Source organism: Saccharopolyspora karakumensis (assembly GCF_004349225.1).
Taxonomy (GTDB): domain Bacteria; phylum Actinomycetota; class Actinomycetes; order Mycobacteriales; family Pseudonocardiaceae; genus Saccharopolyspora; species Saccharopolyspora endophytica.
Map to the genome: position 1 here is coordinate 1 of NZ_SMLA01000076.1, position 24813 is coordinate 24813.

Consider the following 24813-nt stretch of genomic DNA (forward strand, 5'->3'; position numbering starts at 1 on the left):
CGAAGATCGCCACCGGTTGCCCGTTCTGCAAGGTGATGCTCTCCGACGGTCTGACCGCTCGGAAGAGCGAGAAGGTCGCCAACGAGTCCGTCGAGGTCGTCGACGTCGCCCAGCTGCTGCTCAACGCGGTCAAGCGCGGCGACGACAAGAAGGACGGCGCAGCCGAGGCGGAACACGCCAGCAGCTGACGGTTCTGAGCTGAGAAGGGCGCCTCCCGCGAGGGAGGCGCCCTTCTCGCTTTTCAGCGGTCGGAGAGGGACGTTAAGAACCGCCGCCAGGACTCGGTTGGGAAGGCCAGGGCCGGGCCAGCGGGGTCCTTGGAATCCCTCACCGCCACGGCTTCGCTGACGAACGCGACTTCAACGCAGTTCCCGTCGCCGCCACCACCGCTACGACTGCTCTTTCGCCACTGGGCATCCGATAGATCCATGGTTCCGCGCCTTCGCTCGGGTTAGCAGTCGGACACTAGCCGACTGATGAGCGCGGCCGATTCCTCACCGTTCAAGGCGCTGGCGCGCATCCGCTCGAAGGTCGACGCCGCCGTCGCGACCGCATCCGGCTTGTCGATGTGCAGCGAACCGACCGCGTGCTCCACGAACAGGACGTCGTTCTCCTCGACATCCGCGTAGCTGAGCAGCGTGAACGAGCCCTCCAGACCGCGGTGGGCGCCTGCCGCAACGGGCATGATCTGCACTGTCACGGTCGGAATGTCCATGAGCTCCAGCAACGCCGCGAGCTGCTTCCGGATCACCGCCGGTCCACCGACCGGTCGCCGCAGCACCGACTCATCGATCACCGCCGAGAAGCACAGCGGCTCATCCGCATCGTGCAGCCGATGCCGCCGCCACATCCGCGCTGCCACCGCCTTGTCGATCTCCTCGTCCGCCAGCACGCTCACACCATCGAACACTCCGCGCGCGTAGTCCTCGGTCTGGAGCAATCCCGGCAGGAACGCTGACTGCCAGTCGCGAACCGAAACAGCCTCTTCTTCCAAGTCGAAATAACCGCGACTAGTAATGCCGTACGCGTGCCACCACGGCTTCGCCCTCGCCGACCTGGCCAGATCCACCAACCCCGGGTCGTAGGCGTCGTAGAGGTCCATCATCGAGCGCACCTCGTGGACGGAGGTGGCGACCTCGCCGGTCTCCTTCCGGCTGAGGGCACTTGTCGACATGTCCAGCGACGCGGCGGCCTGCTCCTGGGTGAGCCCGGCGTCCTCCCGCAACCGCCGTATCCGCCGCGCGAGCCGACGCCGCCGGAACGTGGGGCTGCTGCGCACGAATTCCATGATCGCAGCGGGAACCCGGTACCGGGATTCCCGATTGCGGTGATCCCAACGGGGGCATCCCGTGCGGACCATCAACGCGATGACACCGAAGATCTTCGGCCTCGCCGAGAAGAACACCGACGGAACCCGACCCGGACAAGGTCCAGATCTGGGGCATGGAGCTGGAGTCCAGAGCGGTCCTGTTCTGGCTGGAACGCGGCAGGAGCCAGTTCGCGGTCTTCGACACCGCCGAGAACGCCAACGCCCGCTTCGGCGACCTCTTCGACCTCACCCTCTACCGCCCCTGACCCCGAGAGCAGTCGAGGGCGTCCCCCGGGTGGGGACGCCCTCGGCTGCGGCTGCGGGGAGCTGGGTCAGCTGCCCATCTCCTCCAGGGAGCGGCCGTTGGTCTCCTTCAGGTACTTGACCACGAAGACCACCGACAGCGCCGCGAAGGCCGCGTAGATGAAGTACGTGACCGGCAGGTTCCAGTCCCGCATGCTCGGGAAGCTCACCGTCACCAGCCAGTTCGCCACCCAGTTGGTCGCCGTGCCGACGGCCAGCGCGGCGGCGCGGATGCGCGCCGGGAACATCTCGCCCAGCAGCACCCACATCACCACGCCCCAGGAGGCGGCGAAGAACAGCACGAACGCGCTCGCCGAGATCAGCGCGACGACACCCCACTGCGCGGGCAGCATGGCGTCCTCACCGACGACCTGCGCGAAGCTGAACGCCCAGCCGGTCACGGCCAGCGAGACCGTCATGCCGACCGAACCGATCACCAGCAGCGGCTTGCGACCGATCTTGTCGACCAGCGCGATGGCCACGAGGGTGCCGATGATGTTCACGATCGAGGTGAACAGGCTCAGCAGCAGCGAGCTCTCCTCGTTGATGCCGACCGAGTGCCACAGCGACGACGAGTAGTAGAAGATCACGTTGATGCCGACGAACTGCTGCAACGCGGCGATCGCCATGCCGACCCACACGATGGGCAGCACGCCGAGCTTGCCGCGCAGGTCGCTCAGCTTCGGCTTGCGCTCGCCGCCCAGGGCTCCCTGGATCTCGGCGATCTTGGCGTCGGCGTCACCCGCCTCGATCTTGTTCAGCACTTCGCGCGCCCGGTCGAGCTTGCCGACGGCGACCAGGTAGCGCGGTGACTCCGGGATCGCGGAGGCCACCACGAGGTAGACCACGGCCGGGATCGCGGCCACGCCCAGCATCCACTGCCACGCCTGGATCGGCCCCAGCATCCCGGACGCGCTGCCGCCCGCGAACGCCGCCAGGGCGTAGTTGACCAGCTGGGACAGGGCGATGCCGAGCACGATCGCCAACTGCTGCAACGAGGCGAGCCGGCCTCGGTACTCGGCGGGCGCGACCTCGGCGATGTAGGCCGGGGCGATCACCGAGGCGATGCCGATGGCGACACCACCGACCACGCGCCAGATCGCCAGGTCCCAGATCGCGAAGGGAACGGCCGAGCCGATGGCGCTGATGATGAACAGCACGGCGGCCAGCTGCATGACCCGGATCCGGCCGATCCGGTCGGCCAGGCCACCGGCGATACCGGCACCGACGGCCGAGCCCAGCAGCGCCGACGACACGGTCAGGCCGGTCATGGCCGAGCCGACGCCGAAGTGCTCCTGGATCGCGTCGACACCGCCGTTGATCACCGACGTGTCGTAGCCGAACAAGAATCCGCCGAGAGCCGCAGCCCCGGCGATCATCACCACGTGCCCGAGCTTGGCGGTTCCGCCCGAGGCACGCGACTGCAATGCGGACATCGATTCTCCCGCTTGCCCACACGCCGATCCGCCCCGTTGCGGGATCGTTCCAGAGCGCCGGGCGGAGGGATCCTAAGTTCTGAACCCCGCACTTGCCTTGCTCGATTCAGGGTGATTTGTTTCACCCATCATCAAATCTCCAGGCAACAGCGCTTACCTGGCAAAACGTCACATTCACTGGGAACGCGAAGCGTGACCACCCGGCTTCGCAACGCACTGCTTCACGCCCAGGCAGCGGTGACGGCGGCGGTCAGCGGCGGGTGTCGGTGACGTTGAAGTTGAGGTACGCGCGGGAGGACGTCGGGCCGCGCTGACCCTGGTACCGCGAACCCGCTTCCTTCGACCCGTACGGGAAGTCCGCGGGGCTGGACAGCCGCAGCAGGCAGAGCTGGCCGATCTTCATGCCGGGCCACAGGGTGATCGGCAGGTTCGCCACGTTGGACAGCTCCAGCGTGATGTGGCCGCTGAAACCCGGATCGATGAACCCGGCCGTCGAGTGCGTCAGCAGACCCAACCGCCCCAGCGAGGACTTGCCCTCCAGCCGGCTGGCCAGGTCGTCGGGGAGCTTCACCGACTCGAACGTCGACCCCAGCACGAACTCGCCCGGGTGCAGCACGAACGGCTCGTCCTCGTGGGTCTCGACCAGCGAAGTCAGCTCGTCCTGCTGCTTCGACGGATCGATGTGGGTGTAGCGGGTGTTGTCGAAGACCCGGAAGTACCGGTCCAACCTCACGTCGATGCTCGACGGCTGGATCATCGACGCGTCGAACGGATCCAGTTCGAGACGTCCCTCGTCCAGCTCTTTACGCAGGTCCCGATCACTCAGCAGCACACGACCAGGGTATCGGGAGCCGATGTCGATCTTCCCCGCCCACCGTGCTAATCTACGCAGCGTCGAACGGCAGTCGGCTTTCAACGGCGACCGCCGCGACGAATGCGGATGTAGTTCAATGGTAGAACATCAGCTTCCCAAGCTGAGAACGCGGGTTCGATTCCCGTCATCCGCTCCACGGAACGAAGGCCCAGGTCAGAAGCCCAGAGCTTCCCTGGGTCCTTCTCTTTCCCACGGCTGTCAGCAATCCGCTGCCTACACTCCTCGCATGGCGAATGCGCATGGTTACGACGTCTCGATCGAATGGACCGGGAATCTCGGAACCGGCACGAACGACTACCGGGCTTTCAGCCGCGCGCACGAGATCCTCGCGCAGGGGAAAGAACCCATCGCGGCGTCGGCCGATCCGGCGTTCCGGGGCGATCCGGCCCGCTGGAACCCGGAAGAGCTGCTCGTCGCCACGGTCGCCCAGTGCCACATGCTCTGGTTCCTGCACCTGAGCGCGAACGCCGGCGTGGTCGTCGTCGACTACACCGACGATGCGCACGGCGTCATGACGATGGACGAGCGCGGAGGCGGCGGTCAGCTCACCGAGGTGACGCTGCGGCCCCAGGTGACCGTCACCGAGGAATCGATGATCGACGAGGCCAACTCGCTGCACGGCAAGATCCACGAGGTCTGCTTCATCGCCCGCTCGGTCAACTTCCCCGTCCACCACCAACCCCAGGCCCACGTCCTCTGACCTCAACCGGCCCCGACGAACACCACCTCGGGGAACCGCGGTGACGGCGCGTCCAGCACCGGTCGTGGTTCGTGCTTGAGGTGCTGGTCGAAGAACGCCGCGAGGTAGGTGCGGGTGACGTCGATGGCCCGGGCCGGATCCAGCGGAGGGCTCTGACCGGTGAGCTGGTCGATGATCAGCCAGATGTCGGTGAACGAGCTGTGGTCCGTGCCGCGGATCGCGAGCCAGCGCTTCCAGCCGTGGATGCCCGGCCACGCCTGATCCCACGTCGGATCCTGGCCGCCCTCCCACGCTTCGCCGCTGCGCAGCAGCAGCGCCGGGCGGTCGAGACCAGCCACGGACTCCGGCCGGTAGAGGGTGCCGTCGAGGTTGGCCGCGGCATCGATCCGCGGGTCGCGACGTTGGAGGGTCAGCGCGCTCGCGCCGCCGAGGGAATGGCCCGCCACCCCGATGCGCTCGCCGTCGACGAACGGCAGCGCGGACAGCTGATCGACGACGGAGCCCAGGTCGACGACGCGCGACTCCACCACCGGCTGCAGGTCGTGCAAACCGCACGGCACCGGCTCGGTGCACGGCACCACCCGCCCGTCCGGCAGCACGATCGGCGCCTCGTGCAGGTGGTCCACGGTGGCGACCGCGTAACCGCTGCCAGCGAGGTGCTCGGCGAGAGAGCTCACCGTGGCGCGCGGCAACGAGAAGCCCGGCGAGAGCACCACCAACGGCCACCGGCCCGGCCTCGGGATCGCCGCCTGCTCGCCGTGCGTCCGCGTGGCCGCGACCTGCTCGGGCGGAACGTCCACCAGCCAGTTGGCCGTGGACTGCCGGGCGACCTCCGGGTGCATGTACTCCGCCTGCTCACCACGCCCCTCGACCGCCGGGTACCGCAGCGTCGTCATCAGCGTGCGCGGCCCGCCTGCCGGGTGCCACGGATCGGCACGAGCCGGGTCCACCAGCGGAAACGAGACCTCGCCGACGGGAAAGGCCCCTTGCGGAGGGGGCAGCGACGGCGGTGCGGTCCGCGCACTCGCCTGCGGCGCCAGGCACAGCAGGACGAGCGCGCACAGCAGCATCCGGATCCAGCGCACGACCGCCTCCTCCCAGTCCCACCGAGCAGCAGAGCACAGCTCAACCACCCCGACCGAGCCTTTCCGCCACCACTACCCGTTGGGAGCAAAGGCGAACGCGGAACCCACCTCGGCCGCGAATCCGCTGCACGCCCTGCCCGGTTCCGGGAAGGCCGAGCACGGTCATCCGCTTCATGGATGCCGACGCGTCTCGGCCAGGGCGACCATCGGCAGCGTCGTGCCGGACTCCGAGATGGGAGCGCCCAGCGTTCGTTCGAAGACCGGGCGCAGCTTGGCCCAGGCGCGGGGGTTCCTGGCCGCGTAGCGCTGGAGGGTTTCGGCCGCCTCGGCGGGCGTGAGTCTCCTGGCCTCCACCGGAATCCGCGTCCGGGCGCCGATGGAGACGTGGGCGCCCGGATGGGCGTCGAGGTTGCGCAGCCATTGGGTTCGCTCGCCGAAACCGGCGGCCAGGACGTAGCCGGAGTCCGTTCGGTCAACGACCTCCAGCACCACGTACCGGGGCTGCTGGGACTTCCGGCCGACGTGTTCGAGCATGAGCAGGCGTTGTCCGAAAATCCTGCCCAGACCCGCGCGGAAGATCCAGATCGGTGCCCGGACCAGCCACCTGGTGCGCAGCAGCCTCGCGGCGAAGTTCGCGACCCGCGAGGATCGGTCATCCGTCATCCGACCAGCACAGCACAGATCCCGGTCCGCGACCGGACAATTCAGTGGACGCGGCTGAGAAGATGGCCGGGTTTGCGACAACTTCCAGGTGCTTGGGGGAATGGTGGATCCGAGGGACGCCGACGCGAGCCGGTTCGCCGGGGAAGCGTTGTCGGAAGGACGACCGACGGGCTGGTTCGAGCCGCTCTACGCCGCGGCTTCCGGCGGCGACGCCGTGGTGCCGTGGGACTTGGAGGCCCCGCACGGGCTGCTGCCCGAGTGGGGACGCGATGTCGACGGTTCCGGCCGGTCGGCGCTGGTGGTCGGCTGCGGGTACGGGCGGGACGCCGAATTCGTGGCATCGCTGGGTTTCCGGACCACGGCGTTCGACATCTCCGAGACCGCGATCCGCGACGCCCGCGCGCGACACGCCGGTTCCGGGGTCGAGTACGTGACCGCCGACCTGCTGGATCCGCCCGCGGAGTGGATCGGCGGATTCGACTTCGTGCTGGAGTCGATCACCGTGCAGTCGATGCCGCTGTCGCTGCGCGCGGAGGCCACCGAACGGGTCGCGGCGATGGTCGCGCCGGGCGGCGAGCTGCTGGTGATCTCCGGGGTTCGAGCCGAAGGCACCGATGTGGACGGTCCGCCGTGGCCGCTGACCCGCAGCGAGATCGAAGCCTTCGCCACCGGTGGCTTGCGGGTGGAGCGGATCGAGCAGGCACCGCTGCCGGCGAACCCCGGCATGACCTCCTGGCGGGCGCTCTTCACACGATGAGCCGTGCTCGGCGGGCTCGGATCCGAGCCCGCCGAGCAGGTACCTCAGAGCTCGAAGACGACGCCGGTCTTGACCTGCATCGTGCAGCTGTTGGAGAACGTCTGGCTGTAGCTGATCTCCTTGCCGCGCCACTTGCCTTCGATCTTCGCCGTGACGGGCTGGTACTGCATCGTGCAGACCTTCGACACGTTGGCCTGCATGGCGGTGAAGTCGCCGTTGACCTTCTCCAGCTCCTCGCACGCCTTGGCCGCGTGCTGGTGCGTCCCACCCTCCGGGTGGCACTTGAGCTCACCGAACTTGTTCGCGGTGATGTCCCGGCTCTGAACGGTCAGGTGCATCGTGCTGTCGGCCGGTGCCGCGTGGGCGATCCCGGGGACGACCGCGGTTCCGGCGATGAGGGCCGAGGCGAGAAGCACTCGGCGAGTCAGTTTCGCAAACACCGTTCCTCAACTTTCCTGTTGCAGGATTTCGGTTCAGCTGTTGCGCGGGAAACCAATTGCGCGCCATCGCTTCCCGCGAGTCTGAATTCGGCTGGCGAACCCGCCACACCGGGTGAGCCACACGCTACTGCATTACCCGTCGTAGCCCCGTGTCACCCAATTCAGCGACAATACAAGGACTTTTACGCACGAGTAGTCACCCTCTACTGAGGACAATTGTTTCTCGTCGATTTCAACTGAGAATCGAAGTTCCGTTTCCATTGAAATCGTCCGGTGGAACGCCCGCAACTCTAGCGCGCAATCCCCGCGCGTTCAGAACTTCGACGTGAGACCACCGTCGACCTCCAACGGGCCGAACCGTCACGACGGATCACACCGAAGTCCGACCCCGCACGTCGTCGAACGGACGCCGCCCACGCGGCCGCCACGACCTTCCGACCTCGACCAACGTCGAAACCAACACCACGCGACGACCTGCCGCTGCCGGGCATCGGTGCCAGGCTGACGGGATGCATGCGAAAGACTTCGACTGGCCCCAGGCCCTCCGGGAGCAGTGGGAGTGGCACTGGACCAACCTGATCCGGCCGCGCCTCGAAGGCCTGACCGACGACGAGTACTTCTGGTCCCCGGTCCCCAACGCCTGGAGCGTCCGGCCCCGCGGCACCTCGAACGCGCAGATCCAGGCCGGCGCCGGGAACTTCACGATCGACTACGGCTTCCCCGCTCCCGACCCGGCCCCGTTCACCACGATCGCCTGGCGCCTCGGCCACGTCATCGTCGGCGTGCTCGCCACCCGCAGCGCCGCGCACTTCGGCGCGCCCGAGGCGAGCTACGAGTCCTGGGAGTACGCCGGCGACGCCGCCACCGCGCTCGGCCAGCTCGAAACCCAGCTCGACGTCTGGCTCACCGGACTGCACCGCCTCACCGAGGCCCAGCTCCGCGAACCCGTCGGCGACAAGGAGCCCTACCCGACCGCACCCATGGCAGAACTGGTCCTGCACATCAACCGCGAACTCATCCACCACCTCGCCGAGGCCTGCCTCATCCGAGACCTCTACGCCCACAGCTAGAGCACGAGCAACATCAAGACCTCATCCCGCTCATGAAGCGCCCTCTCCGCCCAGCCGAGCGGTCCAGCTGGGCGTCGCGGTGAGAGCCGAGCCTCTGCGAGGTGTGGTTACTCCTGGGCCATGTCGACGAAGCGGCTGTAGTGGAGCTGGTGGGCGACGGTGATCGTCGCGGTGGGGCCTGCACGGTGCTTGGCGACCATGAGGTCCGCTTCGCCCATGCGGGGGTCGTCCCGCTCGAAGGCGTCGGGGCGGTGGATCAGGATGACCATGTCCGCGTCCTGCTCCAGGGAACCCGACTCGCGGAGGTCCGACAGCTGCGGCTTCTTGTCCGTCCGCTGCTCCGGACCACGGTTGAGCTGGGAGATCGCGATCAGCGGGACTTCGAGCTCCTTCGCCAGCAGCTTGAGGTTTCGGGAGAACTCCGAGACCTCCTGCTGACGGGACTCGACGCGCTTGCCCGAGGTCATCAGCTGCATGTAGTCCACGACGATGAGCTGGATGTCGTGGCGCTGCTTGAGACGACGCGCCTTGGCCCGGATCTCCATCATCGTGAGGTTCGGCGAGTCGTCGACGAAGATCGGCGCTTCGCTGATCTCACTCATCCGCCGGGCCAGCCTGGTCCAGTCGTCGTCGGTCATGCGGCCACCGCGCATGTCGCCCAAGCGGATGCGCGCCTCGGCGGAGAGCATGCGCATCACGATCTCGGTGCGGCCCATCTCCAGCGAGAAGATGACGCTCGCCAAACCGTGCTTCACCGACGCTGACCTGGCAAAGTCCAGTCCAAGGGTCGATTTGCCCACGCCAGGTCGCGCCGCGACGATGATCATCTGACCTGCGTGGAGGCCGTTGGTCAGGGCGTCGAGGTCCGCGAATCCGGTGGGGATGCCCTGGGACTCCCCGCCCCGGGACGCGATCGCGTCGATCTCGTCCATCGTGGGCTGGAGGAGTTCCTCCAGGGCGTGGTAGTCCTCGCTGGCCTTGCGCTCGGTGACGTCGTAGATCGACGCCTGGGCGCGGTCCACGACCTCCTCGATCGCCGCGCCCTCAGAGCCGTGGTAGCCCAGCTGCACGATGCGGGTGCCCGCCTCCACGAGGCGGCGCAGGATCGCCTTCTCCGAGACGATCTCCGCGTAGTAGCCGGCGTTCGCGGCCGTGGGGACCGTGGCGATCAGCGTGTGCAGGTACGGGGCACCGCCGACCTTCACCAGCTCCTGGCGGCGCTCCAGCTCCGCGGAGACGGTGATCGCGTCCGCCGGTTCACCGCGGCCGTAGAGGTCGAGGATGCAGTCGTAGATGGCCTGGTGCGCGGGCCGGTAGAAGTCGTTCGGGCTCAGCGCCTCGACGACGTCCGCGATCGCGTCCTTGCTCAGCATCATCCCGCCGAGCACGGACTGCTCGGCCGCGAGGTCCTGCGGAGGCTGGCGCTCGAACGTGCTGGCGCCGCCGGGTGCACCCCCACCGTTGTCCGCGAAGTACGGGTCGTCGTCCCGATCGTCGGGAACCGTCACCGGACCCCGTCACCTCCTCCGGCCAGCAGCCTGTCGTCCGTGCACACCACGGCGACCGAAACCTCTCGCACGCACACCTCGGCGCCGTCGTCGGGGCACCGAGACGGACCGTAGGCACAAGCGCACGCGCGCGAAGCTAGATCGCCCGCATAGAGCAGGCAACTCAAGTTGTGGACAAACCTCGGGACAACCTGTGGATAGGTTGAAACGAGCTGGGGATAACTTCGGACAGCGTTCCGCGCTGCTGGGGACAACTTGGGGACAAGTAGCCTTGATCGACTCAAAACCCCAGTTCAGAGCCTGCGTACAAGCTGTGGAAGAAATCCGTGGAAAACTCCCGGCGTGTCGCCACCATCGGCGTGTCGCAATCAACAGCGGCGGGTGATCGAAGAGAGATCATCGTGACCGCCAGTGCACGGCCGGGACACGGCATCGTCCACCCCGTCACACGAATGCCGGAGTGGACGATGCCGTTTGAAGAGTCCGGTACTACCGGGTCACTGCTCGCCGGTCACCTGGACGTTGACGTTGGCCGTCACGTCGGGGTGCAGCTGCACATCGACGATGTGCTTGCCCAGCGACTTGATGTGGCCGCGCAGCGAGACCGAACGCTTGTCGAGGTTCGGGCCACCGGCCTTGCGCACCGCGGCGACGACGTCGCCGCTGGTGATCGAGCCGAACAGCTTGCCCTGCGAGGAGACCTTGGCGGTCAGCGTGACCGCGTCCAGGTTCTGCAGCTGCTGCTTGAGCTCGTGGGCGTGCTCCAGGTTCCGCACGCGGCGGTTCTCCTGGACGCGGCGGATCGTCTCGACCTGCTTCTGCGCACCCTTGGTGGCCACGATGGCCAGGTTGCGGGGCAGCAGGTAGTTCCGCGCGTAACCGTCCTTGACCTCGACGATGTCGCCGGACTCGCCGAGGCCGGACACGTCAGCGGTGAGGATGATCTTCATGACGTGACTCCTTTCCCTTAATCAGCGAGCGGTCGAGGTGTAGGGCAGCAGGGCCATCTCACGCGCGTTCTTCACCGCGATGGCGACGTCGCGCTGGTGCTGGCTGCAGTTGCCGGTGACCCGGCGGGCACGGATCTTGCCGCGGTCGGAGATGTACTTCCGAAGCAGCGTCGTGTCCTTGTAGTCGATCAGCGTGGCCTTGTCCTTGCAGAACACGCAGACCTTCTTCTTCGGCTTGCGCACAGGCGCCTTGGCCATTGGTCTTCCTCCTGAACGAAAAACTTCCTAAGCGTTAGCTGCGGCGAGCGTCAGAACGGCGGCTCGTCGCTGAAGCCGCCGCCGGAACCTGCCGGCGGGGCCGAACCCCACGGGTCGTCGGCCGGCGGACCGGCCGGGGCGCTTCCGCCGCCACCGCCGAAACCGCCGCCACCACGGCTGACCTTGTTGACCTTGGCGGTGGCGTAGCGCAGCGACGGACCGATCTCATCGACCTCGAGCTCGACGACCGTGCGCTTCTCGCCTTCCTTGGTCTCGAAGGACCGCTGGCGCAGCCGGCCCTGCACGACCACCCGCATGCCCCGGGTCAGCGTCTCGGCCACGTTCTCCGCAGCCTGCCGCCAGATGTTGCAGCGCAGGAACAGCGCCTCGCCGTCCTTCCACTCGCCGCTCTGGCGGTCGAAGGTCCGCGGGGTGGACGCGACGGTGAAGTTCGCGACCGCAGCACCGGACGGGGTGAAGCGCAGCTCCGGATCGGCGGTCAGGTTGCCGACCACCGTGATTACCGTTTCACCAGCCATGACCTGGGGACTCCAGTCTGGTCGTTAGCGGGTACGGGCCTGGATCAGGCAGACGCCTTGGCGGCACGGGCCTTGGCGGCGCGCGCGACCTTGCGGGGCTCAACGATCTTCCGCTGGACCTTGGTCCGCAGGATCGACTCGTTGAGGTTCAGCTGACGGTCCAGCTCCTTGATGGTGGCCGGCTCGCCGTTGAGGTCCAGGACGACGTAGATGCCCTCGGAGTTCTTGTTGATCTCGAAGGACAGCCGACGACGGCCCCAGACATCGACCTTCTCGACGGTGCCACCGTCGTTGCGGACGACGTTGAGGAAGTTCTCCAAGGACGGAGCGACGGTGCGCTCGTCCAGGCTCGGGTCCAGGATGACCATGAGCTCATAGTGACGCATGAAGACCATTCACCTCCTGTGGACTCACGGCCACGGACTTTCCGTGGCAGGAGGGTCGTTCGCGTCAACGAACCAGGCAACGGTAGCAAGGACCCCCGACACCGCTGCGATTGCCCCGCTCAGCGGTACCCGGAGCCCAAGGCGAACGCCAGAGGCGCGATCCCACGCTCAGCACCCCAACCACCGTCAGGCAACCGGCGAAGCGGTTCTCCGTACCCCACCTGATCAACCGGCACCGCCGCGGGTTCTGACACGTCCTCTGGGGAGGACAGCCGCAGCGCCGCGTAATCGACATACTCAAAGTCGCGGATCCCGGAGCCAGAGGGCGTGTCAGGTCCCGCCACCCGCACCGCCGCGCAAGATGACCACGGCACCCCCAAAAAAACCAGGTCAGTGGCGGCGGAGGACCCAGGCTCGGACTAGCGCAGCGGTCACCACCGCGAGGGAGACGGCGGCGATGAGGACCGGGAGCGCGACGCGCTCGGAGACCTCGGTCGGGAGGGCTTCGGCCTGGCCGGCCGCGCGGATCTCGTCCTGCTCGTCCTGGACGCGCTGCCGCTCCTGAGCCTGTCGTGCCAGGTCACCGACGTTGGGCGCCATGCCCGGCACCTGGCCGTAGCGGGCCTGGGCCCACGGCAGCGAGGCGCCGCGCAGGCTCGGCGGCAGCATGCTGACAGCGGCCGGAGCACCGTTGACGCTGGGCATGCTCGGCACCGGGCTGGTGGACGGCGCGGACGGCGGCGGCCCGACGGGCGCGGGTGCCGGGGTCTGCGACGAGGGAGGCGTCTGCGACGGCTGCTCGGGCGGCGGTTCCTGCGAGGACGGCGGCGGAGGGGGCTCCTCCTCCGGTTCCGGGACGTTGACCGTGATCGAGTTCCCGAGGCTGACGAGGTTGGTGAAGTGGAAGCGGACGGCCTCCACCTTGTCCTCCGGCAGGCCGAGCCGGCTCAGGCGCGGCGTCGCGGCCTTGGCGATCTCGCGGCCGGAGAAGGAGTTGGCACCGGGCTCGGCGGTGCCCAGCGCGATGGGGCTGCCCGAGGCGAACTGCTCGGAGGCGTCGGACGCGGGGCCGAAGGCCAGCGGCATGGCCAGCAGGACGGCCTGGTTGAGCTTGAAGTCCAGCGTCTTGGGCAGCACGGAGATCGGCTGGCCGACCTCACCGGAGACGATGGCGATGGGCTGGTCGACGACCAGCGGCTCGGCGGCTGCGGCCGTTCCGATGCCGAGGCAGCTTCCCGCCAGGATCATCAGACCCGCGGCACCAGCGGACACGGTGCGGCGGAGCGCGTTCGGTTTGATCAGTGGGTTGGGGTTTCCCCAGGTACCCATGGCTCGCCTCCCCGCGAACGGCTCCGAATCGACAGTCACTGTCTCAAGGCTCCTAACGCGCGAGTACCGCCGTTGGTTGCGGCCATCCGGCAAATCCGTTGATGTTCCACAGTGTGGAACACCCCGGTGCGCCCCGGTTCCCGGGTCTGGACGGAGTGGACGAATAGACTGCGTGCCATGCGTATCGGCGCCCATGTTCGCGATGACGATCCGCTGACCGCAGCCGCTGAGCGCGGCGCGGAGGTGGTGCAGTTCTTCCTGTCCGACCCGCAGGGGTGGAAGGCGCCGAAGCCGCATCCGCAGGCAGAACAGCTGCGGGGCAGCGACGTCGCCGTTTTCATCCACGCACCTTATGTGATCAACGTGGCCTCGTTGAACAACCGGATCCGCATTCCGTCGCGGAAGTCGGTGACGCAGCAGGCGAAGGCCGCTGCGGAGGTCGGCGCGCAGGGCTTGATCGTGCACGGCGGGCACGTCACCAAGGACGACGACCCGGCCGAGGGCATCGCGAACTGGCGCAAGCTGTTCGAGCGGCAGGCCGACGAGGGCGGTTTCGAGGTGCCGATCCTGATCGAGAACACCGCGGGCGGCGCGAACGCGATGGCCCGGCGGTTCGACGCGCTGGCCCGGTTGTGGGACGCGGTGGGCGAGTTCGGCGCGGGGTTCTGCCTGGACACCTGCCACGCGCACGCGGCGGGCGAGGAGCTGCTCGACGTGGTGGACCGGGTCAAGTCGATCACCGGCCGGATCGATCTGGTGCACCTCAACGACTCGCGGGACGAGTTCGGTTCGTCGAGGGACCGGCACGCCAACATCGGTTCGGGCAACATCGATCCTGAGCTCCTGGTGAGCGTGGTGTCGAGAGCCGGTGCGCCGGTTGTGGTCGAGACCCCGGACGAGGGTCAAGCCGCCGACATCGAGTTCCTCCGCTCGAAGGCGAGCTGAACCGCTGTTTCCCGGCTGGTCCGGGTGAGAGGAGCCCGGCATCAAGGTCGCGCGGGGTTTGACGGTGTCGGCGTTAGCGGTGTTGTGCCTGCTGACGGCCGTGACGTTGGCGTTGGGGTACGCGAACAAGGCGCGTTGCACGGGTCCGGAGTTCAACGAGTGGGGCCGCTCGGTGCCGGACTACCAGCTGCGGTCCTACCGGGACGTCTGCTACTCCGACATCCAGAACCTGTGGGTGGGCCGGGACATCGACCGGCACGTCTTCCCCTACGTCAACGGGGGCATCGACGAGGACGGCTCGCTGTGGGGCGGTGTCGTGGAGTACCCGGTGCTGACGGGGGTGCTGATCTGGGCCGGTGCGCTGTTCGTGAGCACCGATGCCGGGTTCCTGCTGTCGTCGGCGCTGCTGATGGCGCCGTTCGGGCTCGCGGTGGCGTGGTGGCTGGGGCGGTTGAGCCGCTGGCGGGCGCTGCTGTGGGCGGTCGGGCCGCCGCTGGTGCTCTACGCGGATCACAACTGGGACCTGCCGGTGGTGGCGAGCGCGGTGGCGGCGGTGTTCGTTGTGCACCGCTGGCGCGCGTCCTTGGCGCGCCGTTCCACGGCGGCCGCGGTGCTGCTGGGGCTGGGTTTCGCGTTGAAGCTGTATCCGGCGATCTTCGTGCTGCCGTTGATGCTGTACGTGTTCACGGAGGGCCGCCGGGACTGGCGGGGCGCGTTGCGGGTGGCCGGCGCGGCCGCGGGGACGGGCCTGCTGGTCAACGTCCCGTTCGCGCTGGCGGGTTTTCAGGGCTGGGCGGCGTCGTTCGAGTTCCAGTCGCGGCGTCAGGTGGACTTGAGCACGAACTCGGTGTGGTACTGGGGTTTCCGGGACTGGACCGGGGATGACGGCTTCCAGGCCGCGATGGGCATCGTCTCGCCGGGCCTGATGCTGGTGTCGTTCGCGTTGGCCTGCTGGATCGGCTGGTTGCGGTTCGAGAGGACGGGAACCTACCCGTGGGTGCAGGTCTCGGCGGCGATGCTGTGCGGGTTCCTGCTGCTGCACAAGGTCCATTCGCCGCAGTACACGTTGTGGTTGCTGCCGTTCTTCGTGCTGGTGCAGGTGCGCTGGGGGTGGATCGTGGCGTACCTGGTGGCGGATCTCGCGATGTGCACGGGCATCTTCCGCTGGCTTCACCTGAACAACGAGGGGCTCCCGAGCGGTGTGCACGACGGTTTCACGGCGCAGGCGCTGATGATCGGGGTCTGGGGCCGGGCCGGGCTGCTGGTGGGGCTGTTCGTGGCCTTCCTGTCGGCCCGCACGACCATCGAGGAGCCGACGTCGGGTGATGAGGTGTCGGCTGAGACCTCGCGGTACCGCATCAGGAGCTGAGGCCGGGGGACGAGAAAGGGACCCGCGGCTGCGCGCGCCGCGGGTCCCTCTCACCTGAGGAGTCCGATCAGAAGACGGACTCGTCGAGCTCCATGAGGGAGTTGTCGGCGGCCTCGATGATCTTGCGGCGGCCGGTGAGCTCGGGCAGGACGTTCTTGGCGAAGAAGCGGGCGACTGCGACTTTGCCCTGGTAGAACGACTCGTCCTTGCCGGCCCCGGCGTCGAGCGCGGCGAGCGCGATCTCGGCCTGCTGCAGCAGCTTCCAGCCGATGAGCAGGTCGCCGACCGACATCAGGAACGACACGGCGTGCTGGCCGACCTTGTAGATGTTCTTGATGTCCTCCTGGGCGGAGGTCAGGAACTCGAACAGCGTGCCGAGCTGGCCCTGGACGTCGCCGAGGGCGCGGGTGAGCAGCTCGCGCTCCTCCTTGAGGCGCTCGTCGGCGTCGGTGGCCTCCAGCGTCTTCTGGATCTCGGCCGCGACGTGGCCGATGGCCGCGCCCTGGTTGCGGACGATCTTGCGGAAGAAGAAGTCCTGCGCCTGGATCGCGGTGGTGCCCTCGTAGAGGCTGTCGATCTTGGCGTCGCGGATGTACTGCTCGATCGGGTAGTCCTGCAGGTAGCCGGAGCCGCCGAGGGTCTGCAGCGAGTGCGTGAGCATCTCGTAGGCCCGCTCGGAGCCGACACCCTTGACGATGGGCAGGAGCAGGTCGTTCACGGCCTCGGCGAGGGTGACGTCGCTGCCCTCGTGCTTGCCCTGGGTGATCTGGTCCTGGTAATCGGCGGTGTAGAGGTAGATGGCGCGCAGGCCTTCGGCGTAGGCCTTCTGCAGCATCAGAGCGCGGCGCACGTCGGGGTGATGGGTGATGGTGACGCGCGGGGCGGTCTTGTCGGTGCTGCGGGTGAGGTCCGCGCCCTGGGCGCGCTCCTTGGCGTAGTCGAGGGCGTTGAGGTAGCCGGTCGAGAGGGTGGCGATGGCCTTGGTGCCGACCATCATCCGCGCGTACTCGATGACCTGGAACATCTGCGCGATGCCGTCGTGGACCTCGCCGAGCAGCCAGCCCTTGGCCGGGGTGCCGTGCTGGCCGAAGGTGACCTCGCAGGTGGCGGAGGCGTTGAGGCCCATCTTGTGCTCGACGTTGGTGACGAAGGCGCCGTTGCGGTCGCCCGGGGCACCGGTCTCGCCGTCGAAGTGGAACTTGGGCACCAGGAACAGGCTCAGGCCCTTGGTGCCGGGCTTGGCCTCGACGCCGGGTCCCTCGGGACGGGCGAGCACCAGGTGCATGATGTTCTCGGTCATGTCCTGGTCGGCGGAGGTGATGAAGCGCTTGACGCCGTCGAGGTGCCAGCTGCCGTCTTCCTGCTGCACGGCCTTGGTGCGGCCGGCGCCGACGTCAGATCCGGCGTCGGGCTCGGTGAGGACCATGGTGGCGCCCCAGCCGCGCTCGATCATGAGGTCGGCCCACTTCTTCTGCTCCTCGGTGCCGTTCTTCCAGAGGATCGTCGCGAAGTTCGGGCCCGCCATGTACATGTAGACCGGCGGGTTGGCGCCCAGGATCAGTTCGGCGGCCGACCAGGTGACGGTCGGGGGGATGCCGTAGCCGCCCAGCTCGTCCGGCAGGCCGAGCCGCCACCACTCACCGTCCATGACCTTCTGGTAGGACTTCTTGAAGGACTCCGGCAGGGTTACCGAGTGGGTGGCCGGGTCGAAGTGCGCGGGGGTGCGGTCACCTTCGACGAAGGACTCGGCGAGCGGGCCGGTGGCCAGGTCGTTGAGTTCGGAAAGCACGCCGCGAACGGTGTCCTGGTCGGACTGCTCGAAGGCGCCCTTGCCCAGTCGTTCCTGCACCTTGAGGACCTCGAAGAGGTTGAACTCGAGGTCTCGGACGTTGCTCTTGTAGTGGCCCATCGAAGGCTCCCTCTTGCACGCTGCTGCGGGTGGGCCCGGCTACGAGCCCTTACTCGTCGGTAACAAGAAGGGTATTACCTGGCGGTAACTTCTGTCGAGGCGACCTGTGCCACCCTCCCCGCGCACCCCGCCTGACCTGCGTTCCCTCCGCAAAAATTCCCTCGCCGGGATAAATTCGAAGGCGCCCTGTCACCCCAGCGCCCTACAGTGGGCGATCCAGACACCACCCTGGGGGTACAGATGATCGCCGTGCGCGCGGAGGCCCTGGTCAAGAGCTTCGGTTCCACCCGCGCTCTGAACGGGATCGACCTCGAGGTGCCCAGCGGCGAAGTGCTCGGGCTGCTGGGCCCCAACGGAGCGGGCAAGACGACGACCGTCCGCATCCTGACCACGCTGCTGCGGCCCGACTCGGGGCGCGCGTTCGTCGCCGGGCACGACGTGCTCGCCGACCCGCACGCCGTGCGCCGCTCGATCGGCCTGTCCGGGCAGTACGCCGCGGTCGACGAGAACCTGACCGGCTACGAGAACCTCTACATGGTCGGCCGCCTCTACGGGATGTCCCGCTCGAACGCCTCCGCGCGAGCCCGGCAGCTCATCGACCGCTTCAAGCTCGACGACGCGGCCGACCGGCCCTCCAAGGGCTACTCCGGCGGCATGCGCCGACGGCTGGACCTCGCAGGCGCGCTGGTCGCCGCGCCACCCGTGGTCGTCCTCGACGAGCCCACCACCGGACTCGACCCGCGCGGCCGGATGGACACCTGGGAGGTCATCGGCGAGCTCGTCGCCGACGGCACCACGGTCTTGCTGACCACCCAGTACCTGGAGGAGGCCGACCAGCTGGCCGACTCCATCGCGGTCATCGACCGCGGCGAGGTCATCGCCAGCGGCACCGCCGACCAGCTCAAGTCCCGCGTCGGCGGCGAGCGCCTGCAGCTGATCGCCCAGGACGCCGCCGACCTGCCCGCGATGGCCCGGGTGCTGCGCGAGGTCGGCGTGGCCGAACCGCAGGTGGAGGTGGCGCTGCGGCGCGTCACGGTGGCCGTGGAGACCGGGCCGAAGGCGCTGATCGAGGCACTGCGGCGGCTCGACGCCGACAGCATCGCGGTCAACGACGTCGGGCTGCACCGGCCGACGCTGGACGACGTGTTCCTGGGGCTGACCGGGCGGCACGCCGAGGAGGAGCAGGGATGAACGCGCTGGCGGTGAGCCTCCGCGACAGCAACGTCGTGGCCTGGCGGAACCTGATGAACATCAAGCGCAACCCCGATCTGCTGCTGGCCAGCACGGCGCAGCCGATCATGTTCGTGCTGATGTTCGCCTACGTCTTCGGCGGCAGCCTCGGCGGTGAGGCGTACCGGGAGTTCCTGATCGCCGGGATCTTCGTGCAGACGGTCGCGTTCAACAGCGCCTTCACCGTGATCGGTCTGGCCAACGACCTGCAGAAGGGCATGATGGACCGGTTCCGGTCGCTGCCCATGTCGCGGGTGGCCGTGCTGCTCGGGCGCACCACGTCCGACCTGCTGGTCAGCGTGCTGACCGTGGTGATCATGTCGCTGTGCGGGCTGATCGTCGGCTGGCGGATCCGGGGCAGCGTCCTCGACGCGCTGCTGGCCTTCGGTCTCCTGCTGCTGTTCTCGTTCGCGATGTCGTGGGTGGGCGCCTTCATCGGCCTGGTGGCGCGCAGCGTCGAGGTCGCGCAGAGCGCGGGTCTGCTGTGGATGTTCCCGGTGACGTTCGTGTCCTCGGCCTTCGTGCCCGCGGAATCGATGCCCGGGCCACTGCGGACGTTCGCGGAGTGGAATCCGATCACGGTCTACTCGGACGCGTTGCGGCAGCTCTACGGCAACCCGCTCCGGGTGACCGGTCCTCCCCCGGACAGCTGGCCGGCGCAGCACGCGGTGCTGTACTCGGTGGTGTCGGCGCTGGTGATCCTGGCGATCTTCATCCCGCTCGCGGTGGCTCGCTACCGTCGCGTGGCGAGTAGGTGAAAGGTCCTTCAGGATGTCCACAGGGGACGGCCCCCAGAGCGGCGCCGTAACACGTTTCGCCTGGCAGGACCGCACTTTGGAGTTAACTCCATGGTGTGAACGACACCGGACTCGCGCGGTGGTTGAGCGCTTTCGGGTCGATCAGACCGCACTATCTGCCCGTCTCCGAGATACGCACCACGGACCGCGAGGTGGGTTATGCGCCGAACGAACGTCAAATACGCCGCTGCAGTGATCGCTTGCACCTCGGCACTGCTCGCCGGGTGCGGTGGTGCACCTGAGGGCGGGCCGGGAATGCCGTCGGGAGCGCCCGGAGCTCCGCCACCGGGCGGCGAGCAGCAGCCTCCGCCCGGTGGCGAGCAGCCCGGCGGCATGGGCGGCGGCCAGCAGGGCGGCGGTGAGCAGGGCGGCGACCAGGCCAAGGCTCAGCTCCAGGGTCAGCTCGACCAGCTCAACCAGAGCACGCCGATCACCTTCGACCCGGACAGCAGCGAGCTCACCGACCAGGGCAAGGAGACGGTCACCAAGGCCGCCGAGATGCTCAAGTCCGCTCCGCAGGAGTTGAAGTTCCAGGTCGCGGGCTTCACCGCGTCCGGAACGAGCTCCAGCCAGGACAGCAAGGAGCTGTCGCAGGCTCGGGCCCAGGCGGTCGTCGACCAGCTGACGCAGGCCGGGGTCCCGGCCGAGCGCCTGCAGGCCACCGGTGAGGGCGACGCGGGCGGCGACCCGGCCGCGTCCCGCAAGGTCGAGATCAAGGTTCAGTAAGCGGTTCCACCAGCGTGGCGGCCGGGAATCGGCCGCCCCGCTCCTCGTGCGCGGCCGGTGAGACCTCGGTCGCGATCGGTGCTGGTCAGGACGACCGGCCCGGTACTCTCGGCGGGAGCAGTCACGGAGGTGTCGATGGCTTCTCCCGCCGAGGCGCGGACGGTCCGCGAGCCCGCGGGCAAGGCCGCCTCCGCCATCCCCTGGGACGTGCTGGCCGCGGTCGCCTGCGGTGGCGCGATCGGATCGGTCCTTCGCTGGTCGACGAGCCTGGTGTGGCCGGGCCCGGTTTCGACGTTGCTGGTCAACGTGCTGGGCTGCCTGGCCATCGGCGTGCTGATGTGCGTGATCACCGAGCTGGTCAACCCGCACCGCCTGCTGCGACCGTTCCTCGGCGTGGGCGTGCTCGGCGGGTTCACCACGTTCTCCGCCTACGTCGCCGACGCGCTGCGGCTGGCGCTGACCGCGCCGGCAGCGGCCCTGGGCTACCTGCTGGCCACGGTGCTGTGCTGCTTGCTCGCGGTGGTCGTCGGCATGACGGCCACCCGCGCGCTGGCGCGGGGACTGCGCCGGGAGGCCGCGTGACGCTGCTGCTCGTCGCGCTCGGCGGCGCCACCGGGGCGAGCCTGCGCTTCCTCACCGACCGCTGGGTCCAAGCGCGGCACGACACCGGGTTCCCGTGGGGAACGCTGGTGGTCAACGCGGTCGGTTCGCTGGTCCTCGGCTTCCTCGCCGGAGCCGCGCTCTTCGGCGCGTCCGTGCCGGTGCTGCAGACCGCGCTGGGCGTCGGTCTGTGCGGCGCGCTGACGACGTTCAGCACCTTCGGTTACGAGAGCGTGCGCCTGCTGACCGGCGGGCAGCGGCTGTTCGGTCTGCTCAACGTGATCGGGTCGGTGCTGGTGGGGCTGGGTGCGGGCGTGCTCGGCGTCGTGCTGGCCGCCTCGATCTGGCACTGACCGCGGGAAACAGCACCCGAACGGGGGATCACGACACGAGTGCACGACCCCGCTCGCGCTCCCCGGATTCGGTTCGGGTTGTCTCTAACCTTTGGGCACGAGATCCGCACACGTGAGCGAATGGGGTCACCATGCGCACCGTCTTCATCCACGGCGAGCAGGAACGTTTCGACGAGGCCAGCGCCGAACTGATCGACCGCTTCACCCGCCGCCACCCCCAGCTCGACGCAGCGGAGCTGGTCGAGCTGCTGCTCGATGACAAGTTCCTCGCCGACGGCATGCTCGCGCACTGGAGCGAGGAGGACCTCGTGCGCGTCCTGACCGAGGTGGTGCCGCGCCGGGCCGTGCTGACCCGCGAGTGGTCGGACACGCCGGACCTGCTGCACCGGTGGCTCGACTTCCTGGCCGAGGAGCGCCTCCTGACCTCGACCGATCCGGTTTCCGCGCTGCACGACGCGGTGGACGCGGCCACACCCGCCTACCTGAGCGCGATGGCCGATCCGACGGAGTGGAGTTCGGAGAAGTTCTGGACGACCACCATGCGCGAGCTGGGAGTCGACGACTCCGACGACGCCGCGGTGGAGGAGTTCCACGACGCCGTGGACGCCGGTGAGCTCGACGTCGACCAGGACACCGCCGACGAGATCGCCGCGCGCGAGGCCACCGAACCCGAGCAGCAGCCGAAGCTGTGGCTGAGCCCGGTGGAGCTGACCGAGTCCGAACCGCACCGCGAGATCGCGGCCGGCGCACCGATCATGGACCGCATCCGCGCGGTCGTGGAGCACGCGGGCGACGGCGATCTCGACAAGCTGGCCGCGAGCTTGGGCAGCGACACCGCCACGGCGGGACTGCTGCTGGAGTGGGCGCAGCGCGCGGGTCTGCTGCGCGTCTCCGGCGAGCGGGTCGTCCCGACCCTCATCGCCGCTCCGCTGCTGGCCGAGCCGGAGCTGCTGTGGACGAAGCTGTGGCAGAGCTTCGTGCTGCTCGACGACGTCTTCCGCGACGGGCTCGAGAACATCGCCGCCGACTCCGAGGACGACGAGGACGAGCTGCCCGAGCTGGTCCAGTCGGTGCTGAGCGTGCTCTACGCGGCCGGCGAGGAGGTGCCGCTGGAGGTCGTGGCGTTCACCGCCGCGGACGTGCTGGGCGCCGAGGACCCGAGCCCGGTGCTGGCCCTGGTGAAGCGGATCGTCGAGCAGTGGGAGGCGATGGGGGCGCTGCGCACCCGGCCCGCGACCGAGGAGGACCGCACCGCGCTGCCGGTCGAGACGTTCGTGGAGCTGCTTCCCGCGGGTGTGTGGGCGGCGAGGGAGTCGTTGCGGGCGTTCGGTTTCCACGTTCCGACGACCGATGCGCTGCGCCTGGCCCCGGCGGAGCTGGTGGCGCTGCTGTTCGCGGCCGCCCCGGCGCCGGTCCAGCAGGCGCTGGCGGCGAGCTGGGTCGAGGACCGCGGTCCGAAGCAGGCCGCGGACGAGCTGGCCGGGCTGCTGGAGCTGGTGGACGACCCGGTGGTCCGGATGCCGGCGCTGGCGCTGCTGGAGGCGACCGGCGAAGAAGGCGTGACCGCGGCCCGCGGGCTGGTCGACGACCCGGTGTGCGGTGCGGCGGTGCGGATGTGGCTGCAGGCCGCCACCGACGAGCAGGTGGCGCGCGACGGTGATCAGCTGCTGTTCAGCGTGGACGCGATGGCGGTGACGCTGGAGACCGACGTGGACCTGTTCGTCGGTGATGTCGCCGAGCAGCCGGAGGACGAGCAGCTGCAGCTGGTGGGCGAGTTGGCAGGCAGCGGGCATTCGCACGCCCGCGCGCTGCTGGCGGCGCTGGCCGACAACCACGAGGACGAGGAGGTCGCGGCGGCGGCGCGCAGCGCCTTGGACGCCTGATCCCCGGTGACGCTCCTCATGTCCGTTTGTTCTGCTAACGAGAATTGTTTAGCATTGCGAACGGTTTGACTTCACAGCAGCCGCAACCGCAGCTGCCAACGCCGTTGATGAGGGGTGGCGTGGCGATGAGCGCCGGGCACGAAGTTCGGTTTCTCGACGTCTTCAAGGGACAACCGAAGGCGGTGTGGATCACCGCGTTCGCGGCGGTCATCGCCTTCATGGGAATCGGCCTGGTCGACCCGATCCTGCTGTCCATCGCCGAAGCGATGAACGCCGGACCGGAGCAGGTCACCCTGCTGTTCTCGTCCTACCTGGGCGTTCAGGTCGTGGCCATGCTGATCACCGGTGCGTTCAGCGCCCGCTTCGGGCCCAAGCGCACCGTGGTCACCGGCCTCGTCCTGATCGTGCTGGCGACCATCGCGTGCGCGCTGGCGAGCTCCATCGGCCAGCTCGTCGCGCTGCGCGCGGTGTGGGGCCTGGGCAACGCGTTCTTCATCGCCACCGCGCTGTCGGTGATCGTCGGCGCCGCCTCCGGCGGTCAGCAGGCCGCGATCCTGCTGTACGAGGCGGCGCTGGGCATCGGACTGTCGACCGGGCCGCTGCTCGGCGCTCTGCTGGGCAACATCTCCTGGCGGGGCCCGTTCGCCGGCACCGCGGCGCTGATGGCCGTCGCGCTGATCCTCGCCGCCGGTTTCCTGCCCAAGGACGGGGACCGCTCCACCCGCGCCAAGATCGGCGTCCTGGACCCGCTCAAGGCGCTGGGTCACGGCGGTCTGCTGCGCACCTCGCTGGGCTCGGCCTTCTACACCGCGAGCTTCTTCATCGTGCTGGCCTGGTCGCCGTTCGTGCTGGAGTTCGGCGCGATCGCGGTCGGCCTGGTGTTCTTCGGCTGGGGCCTGTGCGTCGCGGTCGCCGGGGTGACGCTGGCGCCGAAGCTGGCGGCCCGCTTCGGCGAGGTCGGCGGCACGATCATCGCGGTCCTGCTCTACGCGGTGATCCTGGGCGTCATGGCGTTCGGTTCGAAGCCGGTCGTGGTCGTCGGCGTGATCATCAGCGGACTGGCCTCGGGCCTGCTCAACACGCTGTTCACCGGTTCGGCGATGAGCGTGAGCAACGCGCCGCGCCCGGTGGCCAGCGCCGGCTACAACTTCTGCCGCTGGCTCGGCGGAGCCGCTGCCGCCACGCTGGTCGGCCACGTCGCCGCCTGGTTCGGCTCGAACCAAGCGCCGTTCGCCGTCGGCGCGGCCCTGTGCGTGATCGCCGCGCTGCTGCTGGTCACCGACGTGCGCGGCAAGGCCGACGCGCAGCAGGTCCCGGCCGAAGCGGCAGTGGTCGGCGAAGAGGTCTGATCGAACGACTACGGAGGGGCGCGCGGATCTAGATCCGCGCGCCCC

General features: G+C 68.6%; 28 protein-coding genes and 1 tRNA gene. 15 read left to right on the forward strand and 14 right to left on the reverse strand.

Annotated elements, in window-relative coordinates; all coding sequences use genetic code 11:
* A partial coding sequence (locus E1202_RS28775; RefSeq protein WP_132686473.1) for a hypothetical protein occupies positions 1-188 on the forward strand: 188 nt, incomplete at its 5' end.
* A gap of 53 nt (positions 189-241) precedes the next feature.
* On the opposite strand, the gene E1202_RS28780 is transcribed toward E1202_RS28775, so the two are convergent.
* Complete coding sequence (locus tag E1202_RS28780; RefSeq protein ID WP_132686474.1) at positions 242-430, reverse strand: DUF397 domain-containing protein; 189 nt, start codon at positions 428-430, stop codon at positions 242-244.
* Between the two features lie 21 nt (positions 431-451).
* The gene (locus E1202_RS28785; RefSeq protein ID WP_235879087.1) at positions 452-1279 is read right to left on the reverse strand and encodes a helix-turn-helix domain-containing protein; all 828 of its coding nucleotides are present in this window, start codon (positions 1277-1279) and stop codon (positions 452-454) included.
* A 164-nt stretch (positions 1280-1443) separates the two neighbouring features.
* Between E1202_RS28785 and E1202_RS32725 the strand changes: the two genes are divergently transcribed.
* Complete coding sequence (locus tag E1202_RS32725) at positions 1444-1575, forward strand: hypothetical protein (protein ID WP_268952395.1); 132 nt, start codon at positions 1444-1446, stop codon at positions 1573-1575.
* Between the two features lie 66 nt (positions 1576-1641).
* On the opposite strand, the gene E1202_RS28795 is transcribed toward E1202_RS32725, so the two are convergent.
* Both E1202_RS28795 and dcd read right to left on the reverse strand, forming a co-directional pair.
* Positions 1642-3048 carry a sugar porter family MFS transporter gene (locus E1202_RS28795; RefSeq protein ID WP_132686476.1) on the reverse strand — a complete coding sequence of 469 codons (1407 nt, stop codon included), beginning with the start codon at positions 3046-3048 and terminating at the stop codon, positions 1642-1644.
* Positions 3049-3298: 250 nt separating this feature from the next.
* Entirely contained in the window at positions 3299-3880 is a 582-nt protein-coding gene (gene dcd, locus E1202_RS28800) for a dCTP deaminase (RefSeq protein WP_132621854.1), read from the reverse strand.
* A gap of 104 nt (positions 3881-3984) precedes the next feature.
* Between dcd and E1202_RS28805 the strand changes: the two genes are divergently transcribed.
* Both E1202_RS28805 and E1202_RS28810 read left to right on the forward strand, forming a co-directional pair.
* A tRNA-Gly gene (locus E1202_RS28805) sits at positions 3985-4058 on the forward strand.
* 90 nt (positions 4059-4148) lie between these two features.
* On the forward strand, positions 4149-4622 hold the full coding sequence (locus tag E1202_RS28810) for an OsmC family protein (protein ID WP_132686477.1): 474 nt from the start codon (positions 4149-4151) through the stop codon (positions 4620-4622).
* Positions 4623-4624: 2 nt separating this feature from the next.
* Here the strand turns inward: E1202_RS28810 and E1202_RS28815 are convergent, their stop codons facing one another.
* Both E1202_RS28815 and E1202_RS28820 read right to left on the reverse strand, forming a co-directional pair.
* Positions 4625-5707: an alpha/beta hydrolase family protein gene (locus tag E1202_RS28815; RefSeq protein WP_132686478.1), complete on the reverse strand. Its 1083-nt coding sequence runs from the start codon at positions 5705-5707 to the stop codon at positions 4625-4627.
* Positions 5708-5878: 171 nt separating this feature from the next.
* Positions 5879-6370 (reverse strand): nitroreductase family deazaflavin-dependent oxidoreductase, encoded by a 492-nt coding sequence (locus tag E1202_RS28820; RefSeq protein ID WP_132686479.1) that lies wholly within the window; start codon positions 6368-6370, stop codon positions 5879-5881.
* A gap of 100 nt (positions 6371-6470) precedes the next feature.
* Here E1202_RS28820 and E1202_RS28825 point away from each other — a divergent pair, with 100 nt between their 5' ends.
* Positions 6471-7127, forward strand: coding sequence for a class I SAM-dependent methyltransferase (locus E1202_RS28825; RefSeq protein WP_132686480.1), 657 nt, complete (start codon positions 6471-6473; stop codon positions 7125-7127).
* A gap of 44 nt (positions 7128-7171) precedes the next feature.
* Here the strand turns inward: E1202_RS28825 and E1202_RS28830 are convergent, their stop codons facing one another.
* Entirely contained in the window at positions 7172-7567 is a 396-nt protein-coding gene (locus E1202_RS28830; RefSeq protein ID WP_165944023.1) for an SSI family serine proteinase inhibitor, read from the reverse strand.
* Between the two features lie 509 nt (positions 7568-8076).
* On the opposite strand from E1202_RS28830, the gene E1202_RS28835 reads away from it, so the two are divergent.
* On the forward strand, positions 8077-8637 hold the full coding sequence (locus E1202_RS28835; protein WP_132686482.1) for a DinB family protein: 561 nt from the start codon (positions 8077-8079) through the stop codon (positions 8635-8637).
* Between the two features lie 107 nt (positions 8638-8744).
* Here the strand turns inward: E1202_RS28835 and dnaB are convergent, their stop codons facing one another.
* The 6 genes from dnaB to E1202_RS28865 form a co-directional block, all read right to left on the reverse strand.
* On the reverse strand, positions 8745-10145 hold the full coding sequence (dnaB, locus tag E1202_RS28840) for a replicative DNA helicase (RefSeq protein WP_132621872.1): 1401 nt from the start codon (positions 10143-10145) through the stop codon (positions 8745-8747).
* A gap of 497 nt (positions 10146-10642) precedes the next feature.
* Positions 10643-11095: a 50S ribosomal protein L9 gene (gene rplI, locus E1202_RS28845; RefSeq protein WP_132686483.1), complete on the reverse strand. Its 453-nt coding sequence runs from the start codon at positions 11093-11095 to the stop codon at positions 10643-10645.
* Positions 11096-11116: 21 nt separating this feature from the next.
* A complete protein-coding gene (rpsR, locus tag E1202_RS28850) occupies positions 11117-11353 on the reverse strand; it encodes a 30S ribosomal protein S18 (RefSeq protein ID WP_093419808.1) in 237 nt (78 codons plus the stop codon).
* A 50-nt stretch (positions 11354-11403) separates the two neighbouring features.
* The gene (locus E1202_RS28855) at positions 11404-11892 is read right to left on the reverse strand and encodes a single-stranded DNA-binding protein (protein ID WP_132621876.1); all 489 of its coding nucleotides are present in this window, start codon (positions 11890-11892) and stop codon (positions 11404-11406) included.
* A gap of 44 nt (positions 11893-11936) precedes the next feature.
* Positions 11937-12287 carry a 30S ribosomal protein S6 gene (gene rpsF / locus E1202_RS28860; RefSeq protein ID WP_235874909.1) on the reverse strand — a complete coding sequence of 117 codons (351 nt, stop codon included), beginning with the start codon at positions 12285-12287 and terminating at the stop codon, positions 11937-11939.
* A gap of 381 nt (positions 12288-12668) precedes the next feature.
* Complete coding sequence (locus E1202_RS28865) at positions 12669-13607, reverse strand: hypothetical protein (RefSeq protein WP_132686484.1); 939 nt, start codon at positions 13605-13607, stop codon at positions 12669-12671.
* Between the two features lie 177 nt (positions 13608-13784).
* On the opposite strand from E1202_RS28865, the gene E1202_RS28870 reads away from it, so the two are divergent.
* Together E1202_RS28870 and E1202_RS28875 are read left to right on the forward strand one after the other, a co-directional pair.
* Entirely contained in the window at positions 13785-14552 is a 768-nt protein-coding gene (locus E1202_RS28870) for a deoxyribonuclease IV (RefSeq protein ID WP_132686485.1), read from the forward strand.
* A gap of 64 nt (positions 14553-14616) precedes the next feature.
* On the forward strand, positions 14617-15921 hold the full coding sequence (locus E1202_RS28875) for a glycosyltransferase family 87 protein (protein ID WP_132686486.1): 1305 nt from the start codon (positions 14617-14619) through the stop codon (positions 15919-15921).
* A gap of 67 nt (positions 15922-15988) precedes the next feature.
* Here E1202_RS28875 and E1202_RS28880 read toward each other — a convergent pair whose 3' ends face one another.
* Positions 15989-17830, reverse strand: coding sequence for an acyl-CoA dehydrogenase (locus E1202_RS28880; protein ID WP_132686487.1), 1842 nt, complete (start codon positions 17828-17830; stop codon positions 15989-15991).
* A 240-nt stretch (positions 17831-18070) separates the two neighbouring features.
* Between E1202_RS28880 and E1202_RS28885 the strand changes: the two genes are divergently transcribed.
* The 7 genes from E1202_RS28885 to E1202_RS28915 all read left to right on the forward strand — a co-directional run bounded on the left by E1202_RS28885 (position 18071) and on the right by E1202_RS28915 (position 24768).
* Positions 18071-19021: an ATP-binding cassette domain-containing protein gene (locus E1202_RS28885; protein WP_132686488.1), complete on the forward strand. Its 951-nt coding sequence runs from the start codon at positions 18071-18073 to the stop codon at positions 19019-19021.
* A complete protein-coding gene (locus E1202_RS28890) occupies positions 19018-19818 on the forward strand; it encodes an ABC transporter permease (protein WP_132686489.1) in 801 nt (266 codons plus the stop codon). The genes E1202_RS28885 and E1202_RS28890 overlap by 4 nt, the downstream gene beginning before the upstream one ends.
* 231 nt (positions 19819-20049) lie before the next feature.
* Positions 20050-20583 (forward strand): OmpA family protein, encoded by a 534-nt coding sequence (locus tag E1202_RS28895; protein WP_132686490.1) that lies wholly within the window; start codon positions 20050-20052, stop codon positions 20581-20583.
* Between the two features lie 135 nt (positions 20584-20718).
* The gene (locus E1202_RS28900; protein WP_132686491.1) at positions 20719-21165 is read left to right on the forward strand and encodes a fluoride efflux transporter FluC; all 447 of its coding nucleotides are present in this window, start codon (positions 20719-20721) and stop codon (positions 21163-21165) included.
* Positions 21162-21536 carry a fluoride efflux transporter CrcB gene (gene crcB, locus E1202_RS28905; RefSeq protein ID WP_132686492.1) on the forward strand — a complete coding sequence of 125 codons (375 nt, stop codon included), beginning with the start codon at positions 21162-21164 and terminating at the stop codon, positions 21534-21536. The genes E1202_RS28900 and crcB overlap by 4 nt, the downstream gene beginning before the upstream one ends.
* Before the next feature lie 131 nt (positions 21537-21667).
* Complete coding sequence (locus E1202_RS28910; protein WP_132686493.1) at positions 21668-23419, forward strand: hypothetical protein; 1752 nt, start codon at positions 21668-21670, stop codon at positions 23417-23419.
* Positions 23420-23544: 125 nt separating this feature from the next.
* Complete coding sequence (locus tag E1202_RS28915) at positions 23545-24768, forward strand: MFS transporter (protein WP_132686494.1); 1224 nt, start codon at positions 23545-23547, stop codon at positions 24766-24768.
* The last annotated feature ends 45 nt before the right edge of the window (positions 24769-24813 follow it).